Raw genomic sequence first — 20209 nt, 5'->3', positions numbered from 1 at the left:
CGTTTTAAGGCTTTTTATTTTTTAAAGAAGGTATTTATACCCTTAATATGGCATAGTTTCATTATAGATAACTCCAAATTCACCTGGGTCTACTTCTTGAAAATCATCTTCAAAGAATTCTTCTTTGTTTTCTGCGACATCGGTTGAGCTGCTATTTTTATCTAAAAATGTTATTCTTTTACCCACTATACTTGTATTATAGTAGGTGTTCCCATCTTTTTCTACTTTATTTTTTGACAGTCTGCCTTCTACGAGAACATTTGATCCTTTTTTTAAAGCTTCTTTTATTACTTTACCATATTTATTAAATACTAATATCGTGTATATATCATAAATATATTCTCCGTTATCGATCAATTCTTGAATTTTTTCTTTACTTATATCTTTTATGACTCCAATTTTTAATACACACAAATCACAATTACTAAGTTCGTGTATTTCAGGATCTTGGATTAACTTACCTTTTAATATTACTAAATTCATACCCTCTCCTTAAATAATTGATTTTTCAAAATTGATTGGCAATGTTTCAACTTTCCACTTAATATCTTTGCTTCCTAGATATCCAACTTCAACATTTGACTCCTCAAAAAGTATTTGAATTGTATCTAGATCATTCAACTTAAAGCTAGATACCGACATCATAATAGGATTGTCAGCAATCATCATAACTTCGCCTTCCATGCTTTTAGGTATTATCCTAACCTCTAGCATTCTATTTATACTTGCATTTGGAGAAAAATATTCACTTAAAAATTCATGTAAAATATTTAATTGAAAATCCTCTTTATCGAATACAAAGGCAACCTGGACAAAGCCGCTTATGTTTGTTATTTTTAGCATCGCTTCCGTCACTTCAAGCTCCTTATAGTCAGACTTAATCCCTTGCTCATCTAAGTCCCAATATAGCTCTACAGTTGATTTTAATTCACCACTATCCGTCAATCCAGAAGCTGCGATTATTACATCTTTTTTTGTAATTTCATTTTGATTTTTGTACATATTTGGGTTTATATCGCTACCTACTTCTACTGTTTCATTTAGGTAGTTAGGCTTGTTAGACATTTTTCTTATTACTCCTTATTATCTGCAAATTATATTGATTGTTTAGTAAAATTGCTTTTACTTTTTCTTCCGAATAGGAATTTAATTTATTTGATAGGTCTTTCATGCTATCAATATCATTTAAACTTGTTATATACTTATTTTTATCCCCTAAGTTCCAATACTTATACGACTGTAATATATTAATCTCATCTAGGTTATTTAATAATAGATTCATTTTATTATCCTGAATTTCATCAAATACTTCAAGTGTTTCCATATCTGAAAATATGATATTGTTTATGTTTACTCGTTGATCATTTATTGAATTTTCATCTGAATTAGCAAGATCTATATATCCTGGATCAGTAAGCAACATATTTATAAATTCTAGAATGATTCTGCTATATTCATATATGTTTTGTAATTTATTAACCGATATATCAGAATAGTTGTTATCAATGATGCTTAAACTGACTTTTCTATTTAATACTTCATAAAATACTAAATTAATTAATATTTTGTTGTCTGTCATAAAAACATTTCTTAAAAAAACTTCAAGCAAAACGTATATTTTTTCCACTAGATTTTTATAATCATAAAATACCAACTCTCTGTCTTCCAGGTCGTAATGCTTATATGATTCTTTGTATATCTCATGATCATCGAATTTTATAACTATCATCTGCCTATTAAAAAACTCAATTAGAGAGTTAAAAATCAGATCAATTTCTTCTCTCATTTGACTTGGATTGTTGGGTTTATAAGCATCAAAGTTTTTATCTGTATATAAATTAAACCAAACAATTTGGTTGCTGCTTATATCATAAATAGGTGTCAGATAAGGCTTCTCATTGCTTGGTTTTCCATTTTTTGTTGCTATATAATTTTTAAATTCTTTTTCAGTAAATATGTATAGAGGACTAGTTTTGTGTCCTCTATCATATTTATATTCATGATAAATTGAATTAATAACAGCAAATGAATAATCCGAATTACAAGCTAAAAAAGGTATTAAAGCTCTTAAATCGCTGCCAATTATGGTAGATTTATCATTATTCAACATCTTCTTTTTGCTCCCTTATTTTTTTCCACTTATCAGATTCTTGTAATACTTCTTTTCTTAACGCTTCATTTGCTTGCTTCTTTGATTTTATTAGCTCTCTCAATTTCATTTTGTTTTCTCCTTTGGATCTCAGCTTTTTCAGCTGGGTTAGTTGTCATTACCTCGTACATATGTGTATTTTTAGGAAATTTATTTTCAAATGGTATAGTTCCAAACTCGGTATGGATTAATCCGTGTCCTGGTTCAGAGTCGGTAATATATGTTTGTAATGTTTCTCCTAAATTGTATAGAGTTGCTAATCCTGACTTATCTATAGATGATTGTGTTAACATCATAACAAAATCAGCGTTGGATAGCATAGTCCTGGCATCATGAATAGCAAGCAAGTCGTCGACGTTTTGAGTAATTCCTGTAGGGAAACCATTATACTTCCTAGCTCTTTTCCATAAGTTCCTTAAGAAATTCATAGAGTTTACGTTATCAAATAATAAATATATTTCATCAATGTATATCCAGGTAGGTCTACCATTTTTACCATTTCTAAGCAGTCTTTGCCATAGTTGATCCATAATGATATTCATAGCAAGCTTTTTTAGTACACCTTCATTGTTTAGTCCTCTTATTGAAAATACAGCCAGCCTATTTCTAGGGTTTATGTTTGATTGCTGATCAAACATATTTAATGAACCTGTTGTGTACATTCTAAGAGCAGTTATTAGTGAATATGCTTCATTTTTCTCCCTACCTTGAAGTGATCCTAGTTTATCCCTTAAGGTTGTAAGTGTTGGGAAGTATTCATAATTGACTTCTTGTTTATTACGTTCTTGTTCACTCACATATTTAAACCAGGATTTATATATTTGAGTAATGCAATCATCAAGTATTGCACTTTCCTCTATAGTTAACACTCTTTCCATCATCAGACCAACACAGCCTGTTATAAAGCTAACTTTTTCCTTAATAGAGCCTTCAAGTCCACCGTCTTCTTTATCGTTTTCTTCTATATCAAACAGATTCATATGGTATGGTGATGATTGCTCGATAGGTATATATTCTCCATCTAGTGATAAACATAAATCCCTATACTCGTTTTCAGGGTCGACAATTATTACATCGTCATCAGTTGTTAAAATTGTATTTAAAATTTCATTTTTTGCAGCAAATGATTTACCGCCACCCGGTTTCCCTAAAATAAAGCCATTGCCATTTTTAAATTTCTTCCTATTAACAAGAATTAAATCTTTATTAGCAGGATTTACACCATAGTACATTCCTGATGGATCTAATATGTTTTGGGTTTTAAATGGCATATAAACAGCTCCAGCTTCGCTTGTAAGCGATCTTTTCATAGGCAGCATATCTTGTCCTATCGGCAAGCAAGAATTTAAGGCATATTCTTGCATATTCTTTGCTATTGTTAGACTTACCATTTTTCTGTCACAATAATCTTTCAAAAGACTTGCGTTTTTATCCATTTCAACTTTAGTTTTACCATATACACCTACTACAACATTAGTTTTAAAAAGCTTCTGATCCCTTTCGGTTACATCATCTAATAGAGCCTTTGTTTCTTCTAACGCTACTTCAAGCTTTGGTGGGATTATAAACAATGAATTGTTTAATTTTGATCTTTTGTTTAATGACTCTAGTTCTGCATTGTAGTTAAGATATTGTGATGATATTAACTTTACAGCTTCTTTTTGCTCGTAAGGATTATATATTACTGTAGTTAGTATTTGCTCATTAAATTCCTCATTAATCCCAGCAAAAAAGCTTGGATTTAGCAAGTTAGGCAGCTCTGATATAAAATAAAATGATACATAATAATCATTTATTTTAATATAATTAGAAGTTATATTCATAAAATCAGGAGCAATAATATCTGATATAGTAAGTCCTTCTTTTCTCATTTTTTCAATATTATAGTATTTTAGATATTTGCCTTTTTCAGGATTTAGTAAGTTAAATAAAACTTCTATTCTATCTTCTTCACTCAACACTTCTAGGTCAGAATTGTTTTTATCTCCTGATCCTATAGTTTTAATCGATCTTTTCATTAAGTCAGTATAGATATTGAATTTTTCAATAGCTTCTTTATATGAGTCGGCTTCTAAACTAAGTGTTACATATCTTTCTCTCTGGATTGAGTTGATACCTTTACTTATTTTGTCTAAAAGCATATCATTATATTCTTTTCTCATATAATCCTTATTATCGTTTTTATCTTTTAGTAAAATCTCCTTAGTAAATTCATCGATATATATTTTTTTGTTATTTATAGTTACATATACTTCTACTTCTTTAGTAAATGAATTTAAAAATTCCTGGTATCTTAAAATTATTTTTTCTTGATCTTCTTCATCTAGAGTTTCAAAATTTATAGATTTTATCCTAAAAGATTTTGAGTATTTACCATTTCCTAAATGTAGGATTCCATCTTTAATGAAATCATCTAAAAACAGGGTATCTTGAGTGCTAAGTCTATTATTTGTTTTGTAAAAGCTTTTTTTAAACTCGCTCATCGACAAGAATTTTCTTAGATTAAAATCAATATCATTGTCAAAAGAAAATACTGCCTTGTTGTTTATATAGCTCACTCCTAAAGCTTGAGAGTTGAGTGCTAATAAATTGTTAGTATAAAGGGGTCTTATAATAGACCCCTCATTTAGCAAATATTTTCTGACTATATCTTCATCTTTTTCAAGACCTGTAATACTATCAGATTTTATGGTTAATATAGCACTTTTTGTATATATAGCTCCCTTATTTTTATCAAGCTCTTTGAGAAATTTATCACGCTTATTTTCAATTTGTTCTATCTGATTTAAAATCTCGCTTCTAGCACCGTATTTTTCTAGCTTATTAATTTCCATGCTATAATACTTTTTAAGATTAGCTTTTAAATCATCAGTTTTTACTTTTTCAAAAAATATTGTATATGTTTTTTTAATATTAGAGTCCATAAATTGCTTAATATCATCTAAATTAATAATTGGATTGATAATTGTATATGCTCTTATATAATGATCGTCAATTTCAATATACGAATCATTTTCAATCATTTTATCAGGAGCAATTACATCGATCTCATCATATACATTTGTCATCTTATTATCATATAATTGGTTTAACCTGTCTTCATTATTATAAATGCTTGATATGAATGCCATTATATCAGCATCTTCATATGGCAATAAATCCAGGTCACAATCGCCTTCAATTCTAAATATATTCTGATTAAAATATTTTCCATCTATTTTATTAGTAGAAAATGTAAGACTTGCTTTTTCAGAACTTTTAATTAAGTCGATTAGTTTATCATTCTTTATTTCATTTATATCAAAAAACTTAATCACCTTTTTATCTACTGATATTCCATTATCTATTAGGATAAAGGGTTTAAGATTTTTTCTACTTGACTTGGAAGTCAGAAATATACTTTTTTTGCTCATTTAACCTACTTTCTTACACCTTTATATTCTTTGCTAAATTGTTTTTCTTGTTCCTTCTTCAACTTATTAAGGTTGTTTTCAACCTTTTTAGTTAAAATATTCGCTTTATTTTCATCGTATTTATCTACTTTTGTCTTTTTTGATTTTTGTTTTTTAGAATTAGCAACAAACATATTTTTAATTGTTCTTAGTGTAGAGTTGCTGATCTTATATCCTCTTTTACTAGTTCTTAGCCTAGATGTAACAATTAGTTTTGCAATTTTTTCAAGTTTTACTCCATATGGTTTTAACCAAGCAAAACCTATAAAAGGGGTTAATATTATGCTGCATACTATTATAATTATTGGAGCGTAAAAATAATCCCTTAGGAAGACATAAGTTAAAAACATAACTACAGTACCAACAGATAATGAAGCAGCTTGTCTGGCTGTTAATGAACCAATCAGCTTAGCTTCATATGCACTTACTTCTTTAGGTATTTTTATATCTTTCATCTAAACACCTACCACTTCTCTAGCATATTGTTGCGACTTAATAAGCATGCCTGTAAAGGCTGCTGTTACTGCTAATGTTAGAACGATGAAAATCATTCCACCATAAGCACCTCGTGTTGTTTCTCCTATGATTTTTATAAGTATTAAAGACATTCTTGCTTTTAACCATAGGATCAATACTATAAAAACACCTTGTATTGATACCGCTATTAAAGATTTTAAATATCTCATAGAAGATGAATTATAGCCATTTAGTGCAAACTCTAAGGCAGCTATTGGTATTCCTAACACCTTAAGTACTAGCTCCAGCATTCTTGTTATTAAAACTGATCCCATGACTCCAATACAGACAAAGTTCCCCAATACAAAAAATAGTATTAATAAACCAGCAAACATACTAGGTACTAATTTATAAGCCATTGAAAATAGGTATCCGCCGAAACCGCCACCGTTAGATTTATATTTATAGCCTTCACCATCTTTTGCAATTTCTAGTTCAGGATCTATGGTTTTTAAGAAGTTGTTCAAGTTATTAAGACTTTGATCACCTTCTGTTCCAGTTGCTTCATCAGTTTTATCAGAGTTAACTGCTTCACCTGTTAAGATTGCAGAGCTATCATATATTTTAAGTGCTGCTGCGTTTCCTAATTTTATAACATTTCTACCTATCTTTAATCCATTAGTAATCACCATAAAGCTTATTAAAAAGCCTATCATTACCTTTATACCTGCTTCTTTTGTTATTCCTTCAAATGCAAGCTTTTGCAGTAGAATTATAACCACTACAGTTATCAAAAAGGACAAAGCCATAGGTACAAAATAATTGTTATAAAGACTTGCTATATCAGTCCCTACAACTTCACCATTAGATGCAGCTCCATATTTAAGCTCAAATCCCCCTTCTAGAGGATTTATCCCTAGAAGGGTTCTTGCAATATCTGTAACGTCTAAAAAACAAAGTCGCCAAAGTTTATATAAAAAACTTGCTGTCATTTTTTAGCCTTTCTTAATGAACCAATCCTGTAGCTTTTAGAAGAAATTCTATTCCTACTAATCCAACACCTGTAGCAAACAATTTAATAGATGTGGTTTTTCTTTCAGGATTTTCACTTGATTGTGCTTCTAGGAAGGTTATTACACCAACAATTAGTAGTGCAATTCCAACGTACTTAGCTATCTTTATAACAACGTTTATCATTCCAGCAAAGGCTGTATTTTCATCAACGTCCATATTTACACCTGATATATCAGCGTAAGCAATATAAGGGGATAAGATAACAAGCATCGGACTTAGAAAAGCCACTATTCTTCTTTTTATTTTTAGTGATATTTTGTTATTTTCGATTTTATCTTGTAATTGTATTAATTTATTTTTCATTTTTACTCCTTTAAATTTATGAAAACAGTATATAGTCAACAATATTAATGTCTTCATTTGACCAATCTTTAATTGTTTTATAGTCAGACAATTGTTCATCTATTTTCTTTATTTCTTCTTCATTGTTAGATGATGATTTTTTCTTTACTTCATAGGCTTTAGCCATATCTTTTATAACTTCTGGGTTTAAGAAAAGCTCCTCTCCACCACCGTCACCACAATACTTATACATTGGGTGCTTTTCGTATGGGAACTTCTCATCTTTAAATGGTCGTTCTCCTCTTATGGTAATAATCGACAATTCATTATCCATTACTCCAATTTCATCAGGTGTCATCAATTCTCTTTTTATAACATCTTCATTTCTAGAATATGACTTATTTCTTCCTAACGATTCTCCAGTAGATTTTTTGTATATTGTTGTTGATCCTAGTACCTTTGAGAAATATTCCATTGTATCTTTTTCTCCAGATCCTAGAAAAACTGTTGTATCACAGTTTCCAATCAAAGATTTATAATCTTTTTCATACATTTTCTCTAGCTGATTCTGATTTTGTAAAATTACAGAACATGAAATATCATATTTTCTCATTGTTGCTAGTTTGTTGGTATAATCAGGAATTTTACCTATGTTAGCAAACTCATCTAGTATAAACCTAACTGGTATAGCTAAAGATTTGCTTTTCCTATGCTCTGCTTGATAATATAAGGTTTCAAAGAGCTGTGAGTACATAAGTGATACAATCCAGTTAAATGTTGTGTCAGCTGATGGTAAAATTGCAAACAAGGCTGTTTTTCTTTCTCCTATTGTTTGTAAATTAATGTCATTTGATGATGTTAGATTTTTAATCTTAGGTAGTGAAAAAGGGAAAAGTCTTGCTTGTGCCGATATTACAATAGATTTCGCAGTATCTCCAGCAGCTTGTTTAAAGTTCCTATAGTTAAAAAGTGCTATAGATTCAGGATTAGCTTTTTCTACTTCTTTGAATATTAAATCAAGCTTTGTTTCTTTCCCTTCCTTTTCAGGTATTGCATATCCAATAAGCCTGGTCACTTCTGCAAAAGTGCCATCTATTTTATTTCCTTCATCGTCTACATATGACTCATATAGCAAAAAGCATATTGCTGTAAGCAACATTTTTTCAGCATTTTCCCAAAATGGGTCTGATGAAGATTGCCCGCTTGGGGTTGTATTTAAAATAAAGGTGTTTATCATTTGATAAACTCCATTCTCATCACGAATGTATGAAAATGGGTTATATGTGTGTGATAAATCCATGTCTACAAGGTTAAAAACCTTTATGTCATATCCCATATTTTGTAAATACTTTCCATGCGATTGTAACAACTCTCCTGATGGATCAGTTACGATATAACTGGCATTAGCGTTTAGTAGGTTGGGTTTAGCAAAATATCTTGATTTTCCAGTACCAGAACCACCTATTACTATAATGTTATTGTTTCTGAATGTTTCTTTGCCCCTCATTGATAAATAAACATTTTTTGATAATATCATGTTAGGACTTATAACATAGCCTTCTTGCTGTAGATTTTTATTTTTACTATCCTCGTATTTTTCCTCGATTGGTTTAATTTTCCAATTTTTAGCAACTTCTTCTTTGTCGTCTAGTTTATATGTTATTTCTGAATAGGTTTCACCTTTAGGAAAAGAATACTGCTTATTGTATTTTTTGATATTGTCATTCCACTTAGCCGATCCTTGTTCATCTCCTATTTTTGCCCTATATTTATATGGCTTTGATAGAAAGTACATAGCTGCAAAGGCAAAACCTAGGATATATACTATTAATCCTTTAAATACAATCCCAGGATCAAAGTAAATATTAAATGGAGAAATCCTTATATTTTCAAATGCTTCATTAATGGCATTTAACCCTTTAGGTGTATTTACATAATTTACAACGTAAGATAAGTGAAGCAGAAAGAAAAGATAAATGATTAAAGTGGGTATAAAAAAGTATTTAATAGTCCTTTTTCTATCGCCAGATGTTTCCCTATATACAGGAACTCCATCATAATCTTTTCTTTTAATCATCTGCTTCTTTCCTTGGTTATTTCATTATTTTTATCCTTATTATCATCTTTAGAGTTTAAGATAATATCAAAGTCTTTTGCTGAAAAAGTTTTTGAATTGTTAAGTTGCTCCTCTTTTATGTTTACATTTATATCAATTTCTGATATTTCTTCATGGCTCAGCTCGTTTCGTATTTCTTCTATGAAAATATATTTCGCTTTAGAGTTTAGCTCGTGGATTTGTTCGCCTGGTTTCATTCTCAACAAGTTTGTGTATTCCATATCAGTCATGATAACAGGTGTTGTCATATACCAGCTCTGCTTTAATATTTTACTTATCTCGTCTTCTGTAAGATTATCTTTATTTGTTAAATATTTTTGTTTTTCTTTATACAGGTCAATCGTTTTATTAGGGTTTGCAGCATCTACAATTATGTAGTGCCTATTTTGCTCAATGTCTTTTTTATCCTTGCATTTAATCACTTCATTTAATAGCTTTTTATTATTAAGTGATTCCACAAGATCTTTTCCATCTTTTCCTTTAATTATTGCCTTGACTTCCCTATATTCATTTAAGAATTTTTCATAATCATCTTTTGAAATAACTAGTCTATTTTCAACTTTAGCATATTTAAGATCATTGCTTTCTTTTAGAAGATCGATGATTTTCATCTCGTCCTCTGTAAGATTGTTTATTACAAGTATTTGCTTTGATTTTCCCATTTTTGCATGGTTGATGATATCGTTCTTATTTAGCTCATTCTTGTTTAAAACAAACTTTGGGAAATAAGTCATTTCTTTCTTGTTTTTGTTTGAAAAATATATGTTATAGTTGCCCTTTTCATCAACTGATTTTGAAAATGGCATCTTGTTTTTTATTGCAAATTCTTCAAACACTCCATAATATGACTTATCTAGGTTTATATTACCTAAACCATATGATCCTGATAATCTATTTAATTTTTCCAAATCATACTCACCAAATTTTTTAAGTTTTGATTCTTTAATTAAGTCAGCTGTTTTTTGTTTTGATGCCCTAATCATTTTCAAGCTTTCATCTTGAAATGCTCTAAATAGAACCTCTGCTAATTTTTGAGTCATAGCACTTGTTTGGCTTGCTACTCTATCAGTCATCTAATCACCGCCTTATGATTTTTTGTCTGGAAATTCAAGGGTTGTAGGGTATGCACCACTATTGCTAAGAACTACATAGGCTGGAAAGTTATTTCCTTTTTTAGATATGAAGTCAGATATTAGTGGTGTTCTTCCATCTTCTATGAGTGACTTGGCTTCATCTTCATTAAGCTTATGACCTGATATAGTCCTAAGTGTGCTTAGCCTGCAAGTCCCTTTATTCTTCCCATATTTTGAGTTTTCACAATTTATGGATCTATCATTGATATAAACATTACCTTGACAATAAGGGCAAGTTCCGATTATGCTTTCTTTTACTTTTAGGCTTTCATCACCTTCATAGGATTTAACAATATCCTTCAAATAATTTTCTATTTCCTGGATAAAACTATTTTTATCTTTTTCGCCTTCGGCAATTTTTGCTAATTCATTTTCCCAATTGACAGTAAGTTCAATTTCTTTTAGTTTATCAGGAGCTACGCTTAATAACTGTTTGCCTAGTTCGGTTATAACAATATATTTTTTAGATCTTGCTATATAACCGTTCTTTATTAGTCCTTCGATTATATCGGCTCTAGTCGCTGTTGTTCCTAGACCTGTTCTTTCAATTTCTAATCCTTTTTCATATAAGCCTGATCCTGCTGTTTTCATAGCTTTTAGTAAACTATCATCATTATAGTAGGCTGGTGGCTTTGTGGTTTTATCCATCAGCCTGGTTTCTGTTATTGGATATGACATACCTTCTTCTAACCCACTTAAATCTTTTTCTGATTTTGCAGCATCGTCTTCGCTTTCTAGCTTTTTAAATCCTTGATCTATTTCCACTTTCCCAACAGTATATAGTTTAATATCACCGCTAATGGCTGTTACTTTTGTTTGCATATACCTGTAGTTTTTAGAAACCGATTTTAAAAGCTGCATATAAATAAGTGTGTATATATTTATGTGATCCTTGTCGAGCTTGTTGATCTCGTCTTTTTTATCTATCGAATATATTGTTGGCAATAAAGCTGTATGGTCACTAACTTTTTTGTCGTTAGCTATTTTTTCTACATTGTCAAACATATCGCTATCAGCGTGACTACCTATAAGCTTTCTAACTGATTCAACCATATCATATGTTATATATTCGCTATCTGTTCTCGGATATGATATATATTTAGCTTCATAAAGGCTTTGTGCTATATCGAGTGTTTGCTTAGCACTTAAACCATATTTCTTATTAGCAGCTCTTTGTAAATTAGTTAAATCATACAATTTAGGAGCTTTAGTGGTTTTTTCTTCACAAATAACTTCTTCAATTTCAAGCTCGCTTGACATCGAGGACATTTTATAACTTGATTCTTGTGTTTCTATTCTTTCAGTTTCAAATGTTATAACCTTGCCATCTTGGTTTATATCCGCTTGAATTGTGTTATATTTTTCAGGTTTAAAATTTTCTTTTTCTTCACATCTTGCATTTATTAGGTTTAGTGTAGGAGTTTGTACCCTTCCAATAGTAAACTTCTTGTTATTTTCGATAGATACTAGCCTGGTTAGATTTATGCCTACTAACCAATCAGCTTCTTGTCTTGCTTTAGCGCTTTCGCTTAAATCGTCATAGCTGTGACCGTCTTTTGCTTTATTAAACTCATCTAGGAGAGCGGGATCTTCCATTGACTGAATCCACATTCTAGTAAATGGTTTTTTAGTTCCTATTTTGTCATACACTAGCCTGAATATAAGCTCTCCTTCTCTACCTGCATCTGTAGCACAAACTATCTCATCTACCCTATTGTCGTTGATTAAGTTCTTAACCACTTTGTATTGATAATATTTAGATGATATTACCTTTGTTTTAAAAGGTCTTGGTAGGATTGGTAGGTCGCTTTTATTCCATTGCTTATATGACTGATTATATGAATTAGGGTCATCTAGAGTTACTAGATGACCCCCTGTCCATGTCACTATGCAAGATTGACCTTCTATATATCCTTTTTGTAGTGAATTACAGCCTAATACGCCTGCTATAGACTTTGCGACTGAAGGTTTTTCTGCGATTATTAGTTTCATTTAATTGCTCACTAATTTTATTTATTTACTTGATCCAATATATTCGTACCAATAACCATCTAAAATTCCACTTTTTGGATATGCAAATTCGTCAGTTGATTCAACTGAAGAATTGTACGCACCTTTACTTTGAGAAGAACCAACTATTTTAACTTCTCCTATATCAGTGTATATAAATCCAGCATCATCTTTAACACATTTATAAAGGAGATCTTGATATTCACTATGAAGCTTATCATATCCAACTTCTCCTACTGCCATATCTCTTGTTTTAACTTCGTCTGAAACATTAATTCTAACTTTCCAAGTCTCATCAACAGAGTATGACTTATAAAGTTTATCTGGAAATCTACCCCTAGTATCATGAGTTGGTTTGAATACGACTCCGTATTCATAGACTTTATTTATATCATATTTAGACCATTTATAGACTATTTGCTTCTTAGCATCTAGTAGTTCGTTTTTAATTCTTTCTACTTCTTCTACTGTGGTTGCAGCATTGATTTTGCCTTTGGATTCTTCATCAGTGATACCTGCTGCTGCAAGTTCTTTGATTGCTTCTTCTTTGGCTTTCTTTAAGGCTTCATCTTTGTCTGCTTGCTTCTTAGCATCTAGTAGTTCGTTTTTAATTCTTTCTACTTCTTCTACTGTGGTTGCAGCATTGATTTTGCCTTTGGATTCTTCATCAGTGATACCTGCTGCTGCAAGTTCTTTGATTGCTTCTTCTTTGGCTTTCTTTAAGGCTTCATCTTTGTCTGCTTGCTTCTTAGCATCTAGTAGTTCGTTTTTAATTCTTTCTACTTCTTCTACTGTGGTTGCAGCATTGATTTTGCCTTTGGATTCTTCATCAGTGATACCTGCTGCTGCAAGTTCTTTGATTGCTTCTTCTTTGGCTTTCTTTAAGGCTTCATCTTTGTCTGCTTGCTTCTTAGCATCTAGTAGTTCGTTTTTAATTCTTTCTACTTCTTCTACTGTGGTTGCAGCATTGATTTTGCCTTTGGATTCTTCATCAGTGATACCTGCTGCTGCAAGTTCTTTGATTGCTTCTTCTTTGGCTTTCTTTAAGGCTTCATCTTTGTCTGCTTGCTTCTTAGCATCTAGTAGTTCGTTTTTAATTCTTTCTACTTCTTCTACTGTGGTTGCAGCATTGATTTTGCCTTTGGATTCTTCATCAGTGATACCTGCTGCTGCAAGTTCTTTGATTGCTTCTTCTTTGGCTTTCTTTAAGGCTTCATCTTTAGCATCATCAGCTTGTTTTTTGAGCTTTCCGAGTTCTTCGTTGATCTTATCTATTTCTTTTCTTAATTCTTCGTTTTCTTTAGTTAGTCTTTCAATTTCTTTGTTTTGATCTTCAAGCTTCTTATCGAGGTCTGTGCCTTTTTGAGTTTCAGAATTAATTAGATTTTCAAGCTCTTTGATCTTGTTTTCAATTTCTTTGTCTTTGTTTTCAAGGTTTGATTTTGATTCCTCTAATTCAGTAATCTTTTTAGCTAGTTCATCTTTTTGTGCTTTTAAAGCTTCAATTTCTGCTTTTCTATTAGAGTCGTCTTCAAGTCCTTTAATCTTTTCATCGACTTTACCAAGATTACCTCTAGCTTCATCAAGTTCTTTCTTGATTTTATCAGTTTCATCTTTATTGCTTTGATCAGCTGCTGCTAGCGATTTTTCTAGTTCTGCAATTTTGTTTGTTAATTGTTCTTTTTCAGCCTTAAGGTTGTCTAATTCAGCTTTATCAGCCTTATTTTCTTCTAAAGCTTTTATTTTTTCATCAATTTCTTTTAGTTGATTCTTTGAATTTTCTAGATTTTTATTTATTTCATCAAGGCTAGCTTTATTTTTTTCTTGTTCTTGTTTGAGTCCTTCAAGCTTATTTTTATTTTCAGCTATTTCCTTATCTGACTCTTTACCAGATCCATTTTTGTGCTTTTCTAGTTCTGCGATTCTATCAGAGTTATTCTTTATTTTCTTCTCTAAATCTTCAATTTCTTTTTTTAATTTGTCTTGTTCTGCTTGCTTATCTTTTGCAGCATCTTCAAGTTCTTTAATTTTTGAATCATTGTTGCTTGTTTTATTTGATGAATTTCCGCCTAGATACCTTGACCAGAAAGAATGATCAAAAGTGTATTCTGTCGATTTATCTGTAGTTTCGCCTGTATTCTTAGAAGTTTTTTTATCTTTATTTTCTTTGATTTCTTTTCTTAATTCTTCGTTTTCTTTAGTTAGTCTTTCGATTTCTTTGTTTTGATCTTGAACTTTCTTATCAAGGTCTGTGCCTTTTTGAGTTTCAGCATTGATTAAGGCTTCAAGTTCTTTGATCTTGTTCTCAATTTCTGCTCTTTTTACAGGATCTTTGATTTTATCAAGGTCATTTCTATATTTTTGTAGGCTTTCTTTTAAGCCTTCACCAGTTTTTTGAGTTGCTTCTTTTTGCTTTTTGTATTCAGCAACTTTACCTTCTAGCTCTTTAAGTTTTTGGTTATTTTCAGCAATTAGTCCTTTGTTTGCATCAGCTAGGTTTTTAATACCTGATTGACCTTGAAGTGATGGGTGGTTTTTAGCAATATCCCTTTGTTCTCTATTTGTTAATTGATTTGGATTTACTGCTTGAACGCTGCCATTTTCGCCTTGCCTATAAGCTGTAACATTTCCTTTGTTGTCTTTTGTTACAAGGGTGTCAGCACCATAATATAACTTATTTCCAGTATATATTAAGTTTTTATTTGCTATTTTGTTTATGCTTGCAAGAGTATCAATATTTACTCCTGTTGCTTGGCTTATTCCATATAAATAATCGCCCCATCTAATATCATAAACATTTTCTCCATATTTTGCTTTATCTTGACCTAGTGCTTGTTGAATACTTGCTATTGAGTTTGCTCTCCAGGTTGAAGCTTCTGATGTTTTCCCTGTTCCTAGAACCGCTCCTACTACTAGTGCTGATATAAGCACCTTTTTTACTGTGTTATTTTTTTTCATTTTTACTCCTTGTATTTTGTATTATTGTTTTATTATTATCGTTTTATAACTATATTTTTATATTTAGCCCTAATTTTATCATATTATGAAATATTTTTTGCAAAAAAATTAATCCATCTCATCTACCTCCTTAAAAAATTCAGCTTCATTAACTTCAATTGCAGCTAATATTTTCACTATAATTTCTATAGGTAGTCGGGATTTATTTTTCAAAGAAAGGTATCTATAAACAGATGGTGGTGATTTTCCAATACTTTCAGCTATGCTTTGGATTGGTACACCGCTTTCTTTTACTTTAATTCTTAGCCTAGCTCTAATTTTTTTATCATAAGCTTCTCCTTTTTCCCTTAAGTGTTCAGTCATCATTCGTGTTTCCCCTATTTTCTATATTGTTGCCTTCTTCTATTTTTAGTACATCTTCCAGACTCTCAATCCTGTATGTTTGATATGAGCGATCAATTGAGTTTGCAAGACCTATAAGTATGTTGTCATAATACTTATCATAAGAAGATAACTTCCCCGTTACCTTTGTAAAAGTGCCATCTTTTTCCTTAGTGATTGATTCAACCTCATAAGTTACATAAAATATTGGGAAATTATAATTTTTATTTGTTACCTCTACTCTGTAAATAAAGGTTAATTTATTTCCTACTTTTTCTAGTTCCTTAGTTTTTAGGTTGCCTTTTGATACAGAAAAGAAAGCGTCTTCGGGATTGATTTTAATATCAGAATCTATATAAATCTTAGGATCAGAAAGCTCATCTTTTAATTTTGAATTTTTACCAAGATTATTCACTATGAAGTTTTTAATATTTTCTCTTTCTTTATTGATTAAGTCATATCCTTCATAGTATTTGTCGTATATAAAAGAGCTGCTTATTTCCGATAGATTTTCAACATAATATCCTAACTCTTTTGGTACATCGATGTTTTTAACTGTATCTTTTATAACATAACCAGCTTTTCTTGCTAGCTCTTTGTCATATCTAGCTTTTACTTTTAATGTTTGACCCTTGTAATATGGTGGTGGGTTTAATACATTATAATTTATACTATCAGCAAACTTATTCTGGCTGTCTTTTTTCTTTATTTCAACTTTAAGATTTGGACTATATCCTTTATAATCAACATCGATACCCTCAAATACATCATATTCTACAGGCTCTTTTAAACCAGCAACTGTTACGCTTTGTTTTTTATTTAAATCAAGCCTAAAGTATTTTAGAAGGTTATCATCAGCTTCCATTGATATTTTAAGAACATCTCCATTTTTAAGTTTTTTGTTATCGTTTAATACATCGATTTTAAATCCATCAAGCAATTTATTTAATTTAGATATTTCAGCTTCGTCATCATTCTTTAACTTGAGAATAGAATTAATGCTTTTGTACGCCTTATCCTTATTAAAGCTAACTAAAGTGCTTGCACTTCCATTAGCTCCCTCATAAGATAGGTCTACATAGTTAGATAATTCTCTTATTTCTTTTTGCTTGCTAGTTTTGCAGCCTGTTAATAATAGAGCCGATACTGTAAATACTAAACTTACTTTAAGGAGTTTCTTTAACTTGATCATTAGTATCAACTCCTTCATTGCTGCTTATTTGCATCTTTGCAGACTCGACTATATCAAGTCTTTCCTCGTCTGTAAAAACACTCATTAGTCCTAACATTTTGTTAGCACAAGCTATTTTGTAGTCTATTTCAGCTTTTTTTAAACTCTCTTTGGCTTTTTCAAGAGCAGTTTCTTTTTTGGTTAGATCTTCACGCTTTTTATCTAAATTCTTTAATGCTTTTTCTTCCTTAGCTTCTAAACTTTCAAGTTCTTTGGCAGATATTTTAGAGTTATCATTTACCATAGCTCAACACCTGCCTTTTCAAGTTTATTAATAATGTTGTTAAAGTCAGATTCATCAATCTTTTCGATTGAAAACTTAGTCTGTTCTTTAACTTTATCATCTAGAAAATCTGATAATAACTTTATATATGTCATTAAATCCATATCGTCATCAGTTTTTGTAACTAGGTAGCTTTCTTTATCATTTAAAAGCATTATTTTTTTGTTGTTTAGCACAAGCATTTTATAGTTTTGCTCGTTAGATCTAGAACCTTCTATCGCTTGTCCTAGCTTTTCAATTATTTCTTTTTGTTTTTTTATTTCTTCTGTTAGATTTTCAAGCTCTTTTTGTTTTGTTTGAATTGTACCTATATCAGAATTAACACCTAGACTGTTGACTTCTTTCTCAAGAGTATCAAGCCTATTTTTAAATTCAATGTTTTCTTTGTATTCAGCATCATTATTATTTGAATAAACATATCCATTTGGTATTATTCTATTGCTATCATAATTGTTGTTAGCTTCAATTGTCCTGGATTGTTCAGCGTATCTTTTTTTCAATTCTTCCTGATACTGATTTTGATTACTTTTTATTTCTTCATCTTTAATTTCGTTGTTTTTATTTTTAATTAAATCAACATCTTCAATATCTTCTGATCTTTTCTTCCTCTCTTCCTCTGTGAGAAGACTTAGATCTACTGTATTTGTGTTATCTTCCTCAATCTTATCCCTATTTTCATAATCATCGAGGTTAGTTTCTTCAACTTCTTCAATTTCGTTATCTTTACGTTCTTCTTCTTTGCTCAATTCCTCTGCAATGGCAAATTCTTTTTCAATTTTCTCCTGCCTGCTTGTATCTAAACTACGTTTTATACTAAAACCTATAAAGACAAACATAAATATTAGCAGAATAATTAAATAAAGATTTTTAAATTTTATCCTCTTATTTAAGATAGGAATATCGCAAGGTTGTTCGATGTGATATAAAAATCTTTCTAAATACTCTTTAATCATCATAGTCACCTTTAATTTCTTTTTTTCTTAGGATTAAAAAGCTAATAAAAGCTAATATTAAAGCAGCGACTCCTGTTGTAATATATTTTAAAATTGAGTTATTAGATTTATCGATTTTTTTATCTTCTACGATATTTGTTGATTCTTCGTTATCGCTTGTATTATTCTTATCAGCTGTCATCTCCTTATCTTCTTTTTCTTCTCCCACTAAATCATCTATTGACTTATCACTTACATCAATAACTTCATTTATTTTTAAGTCTAGATTATAGTCCTTGTTTTTTTCTACTGTGAAATATTGCTTATCAACATCATATTTAGTGTCTTTCATGTAACCGTTTTTATCTACGATGCTTACACTATCAATTTCATACTCGCCTACTGGTATGACAGCTTTTATTTCAGATTCATTGAGATCAATCGGTAAATGTTCACCTGTTTTGGTTTTTAAGTTGACTAATAGGCTTTGATATTCTTTTTGCCCACCAACTTTTATGTTCACATTCCCTTTTTCTAAACTGCCATACTTGTCTGATGCTTCCTGATTAGGATCTTTATCGTGTATTTCAACTTCTCCATTATCAGTTATGTAGAAATATTTAGTTTCTCCATCTTTGTTTAACATATACCAGCTGCCATTGTTGCTTTTATTTTTTGCTAGATCGTCAATTTCAGCTTTATCTTTAACTTCTTTGACCATTATTTGACTGTCTGCACTTGCATTGACAGTCATCGGATTTAGCAAATTACTGGCTATAATAGCTGCTAACGCAATTTTTTTTATTTAGCACCTCCTGTTTATCATAGCTAAAGTTTTATCTCAAACTTTTATTAGCATTTGATAATATTTTTTCTTACACTTATATTTTATCATATTATAATAATATGTCAAGTGTTTTATTAAATTTTTATTATTTCGTGATAACTTTAAGGAAAACAACAAGCCTGATCGAATCAGGCAGGTGTTTTATTTAGATTTATCTTGATACTTTTTATTTTAATTTTTGATAAATTCCAATATTATCTTCGGTTAAAAAGTTGTATGCTTCATTGATTTTTTGAAGCTTTCTTGTAGACGAATCGTCATTGTTTACATCAGGGTGATATTGTTTTGCAAACACTCTGTAATTGTTCTTTACATCAGCAAACGAGCAATTATATGATAAATTTAACATATCACAGGCACTTTCAAAACTGTCTTTAAATTCAGAAATATCGTTTTGAATATTGTTATTTGAGTTTCCGTCGTGTGTAGTGTCGTTCTGATCAGTATTATAAAAATAATCATTCTCTGCTTCTGATCCATTCTGAGGTGGTCTGCCAGATAATATTTTAAATCCAAAAGCTACCGTTAATCTTGAGAGTATAAACGCTAGATACATTATTGTCATAACCCATATAGGTAATGTTTTTTCTTGTAGTCCACTAGCATACATTAAAAAAGCAACAGCAGAAACCACAAGAAAATATGCTTTTTTGTTTTTATATAATAAATAAAGAGTCAATGCTAAATATATAAGCACAATTATTATATTTAATAAAAAATTATCGGGTATAACTTTATTTCCAAAATAATTATTTATAGCTCCTGGGAGTAAAAATACTACAACAAAGTCCATACCGAATATAAGCAAAGCAAAATAAGGTATAAAAACAACACCAACAGATAAGATTGCAAAAATTATGCCCAATACCATTAAAAATATTATCATAACTCTCTCCTTTTTTGTT

At 30.4% G+C, this 20209-nt stretch carries 17 protein-coding genes; all 17 read right to left on the bottom strand.

The window, feature by feature from the left end; translation table 11 throughout:
• Nucleotides 1–42: 42 nt before the first annotated feature.
• Complete coding sequence (locus K8P03_RS08565) at nt 43–483, bottom strand: single-stranded DNA-binding protein (protein ID WP_223420271.1); 441 nt, start codon at nt 481–483, stop codon at nt 43–45.
• Nucleotides 484–492: 9 nt separating this feature from the next.
• Nucleotides 493–1065: a hypothetical protein gene (locus K8P03_RS08560; RefSeq protein ID WP_223420270.1), complete on the bottom strand. Its 573-nt coding sequence runs from the start codon at nt 1063–1065 to the stop codon at nt 493–495.
• Complete coding sequence (locus K8P03_RS08555; RefSeq protein WP_223420269.1) at nt 1058–2110, bottom strand: hypothetical protein; 1053 nt, start codon at nt 2108–2110, stop codon at nt 1058–1060. The genes K8P03_RS08560 and K8P03_RS08555 overlap by 8 nt, the downstream gene beginning before the upstream one ends.
• 65 nt (nt 2111–2175) lie before the next feature.
• Entirely contained in the window at nt 2176–5562 is a 3387-nt protein-coding gene (locus K8P03_RS08550; RefSeq protein ID WP_223420268.1) for a VirB4-like conjugal transfer ATPase, CD1110 family, read from the bottom strand.
• 5 nt (nt 5563–5567) lie between these two features.
• Nucleotides 5568–6056 (bottom strand): PrgI family protein, encoded by a 489-nt coding sequence (locus K8P03_RS08545; RefSeq protein WP_223420267.1) that lies wholly within the window; start codon nt 6054–6056, stop codon nt 5568–5570.
• On the bottom strand, nt 6057–7049 hold the full coding sequence (locus K8P03_RS08540; RefSeq protein ID WP_223420266.1) for a hypothetical protein: 993 nt from the start codon (nt 7047–7049) through the stop codon (nt 6057–6059). It abuts the gene before it with no gap.
• A 13-nt stretch (nt 7050–7062) separates the two neighbouring features.
• Entirely contained in the window at nt 7063–7434 is a 372-nt protein-coding gene (locus K8P03_RS08535) for a DUF6750 family protein (protein ID WP_223420265.1), read from the bottom strand.
• A 16-nt stretch (nt 7435–7450) separates the two neighbouring features.
• Nucleotides 7451–9490: a VirD4-like conjugal transfer protein, CD1115 family gene (locus K8P03_RS08530; RefSeq protein ID WP_223420264.1), complete on the bottom strand. Its 2040-nt coding sequence runs from the start codon at nt 9488–9490 to the stop codon at nt 7451–7453.
• Nucleotides 9487–10602, bottom strand: a complete 1116-nt coding sequence (locus K8P03_RS08525) for a hypothetical protein (protein ID WP_223420263.1) — start codon at nt 10600–10602, stop codon at nt 9487–9489. Before K8P03_RS08525 ends, K8P03_RS08530 begins: the two co-directional genes overlap by 4 nt.
• 12 nt (nt 10603–10614) lie before the next feature.
• On the bottom strand, nt 10615–12654 hold the full coding sequence (locus tag K8P03_RS08520; protein WP_223420262.1) for a type IA DNA topoisomerase: 2040 nt from the start codon (nt 12652–12654) through the stop codon (nt 10615–10617).
• A 21-nt stretch (nt 12655–12675) separates the two neighbouring features.
• Complete coding sequence (locus K8P03_RS08515; RefSeq protein ID WP_223420261.1) at nt 12676–15630, bottom strand: albumin-binding GA domain-containing protein; 2955 nt, start codon at nt 15628–15630, stop codon at nt 12676–12678.
• 108 nt (nt 15631–15738) lie between these two features.
• Nucleotides 15739–15996, bottom strand: a complete 258-nt coding sequence (locus K8P03_RS08510; protein WP_223420260.1) for a helix-turn-helix domain-containing protein — start codon at nt 15994–15996, stop codon at nt 15739–15741.
• Entirely contained in the window at nt 15986–17203 is a 1218-nt protein-coding gene (locus K8P03_RS08505) for a hypothetical protein (RefSeq protein WP_223420259.1), read from the bottom strand. The genes K8P03_RS08510 and K8P03_RS08505 overlap by 11 nt, the downstream gene beginning before the upstream one ends.
• Nucleotides 17178–17486: a hypothetical protein gene (locus K8P03_RS08500; RefSeq protein ID WP_223420258.1), complete on the bottom strand. Its 309-nt coding sequence runs from the start codon at nt 17484–17486 to the stop codon at nt 17178–17180. Before K8P03_RS08500 ends, K8P03_RS08505 begins: the two co-directional genes overlap by 26 nt.
• Entirely contained in the window at nt 17480–18478 is a 999-nt protein-coding gene (locus tag K8P03_RS08495) for a coiled-coil domain-containing protein (protein WP_223420257.1), read from the bottom strand. The genes K8P03_RS08500 and K8P03_RS08495 overlap by 7 nt, the downstream gene beginning before the upstream one ends.
• Nucleotides 18471–19211 carry a hypothetical protein gene (locus K8P03_RS08490; protein ID WP_223420256.1) on the bottom strand — a complete coding sequence of 247 codons (741 nt, stop codon included), beginning with the start codon at nt 19209–19211 and terminating at the stop codon, nt 18471–18473. The genes K8P03_RS08495 and K8P03_RS08490 overlap by 8 nt, the downstream gene beginning before the upstream one ends.
• Before the next feature lie 259 nt (nt 19212–19470).
• Entirely contained in the window at nt 19471–20190 is a 720-nt protein-coding gene (locus tag K8P03_RS08485) for a J domain-containing protein (RefSeq protein WP_223420255.1), read from the bottom strand.
• Nucleotides 20191–20209 lie beyond the last annotated feature (19 nt).

Origin of the sequence: Anaerococcus murdochii, assembly GCF_019957155.1 — a bacterium.
In the GTDB taxonomy this organism is placed as follows: Bacteria; Bacillota; Clostridia; order Tissierellales; family Peptoniphilaceae; genus Anaerococcus; species Anaerococcus murdochii.
Note: the sequence above shows the minus strand (reverse complement) of the source record. Positions and strands in the feature narration are given on the sequence as shown.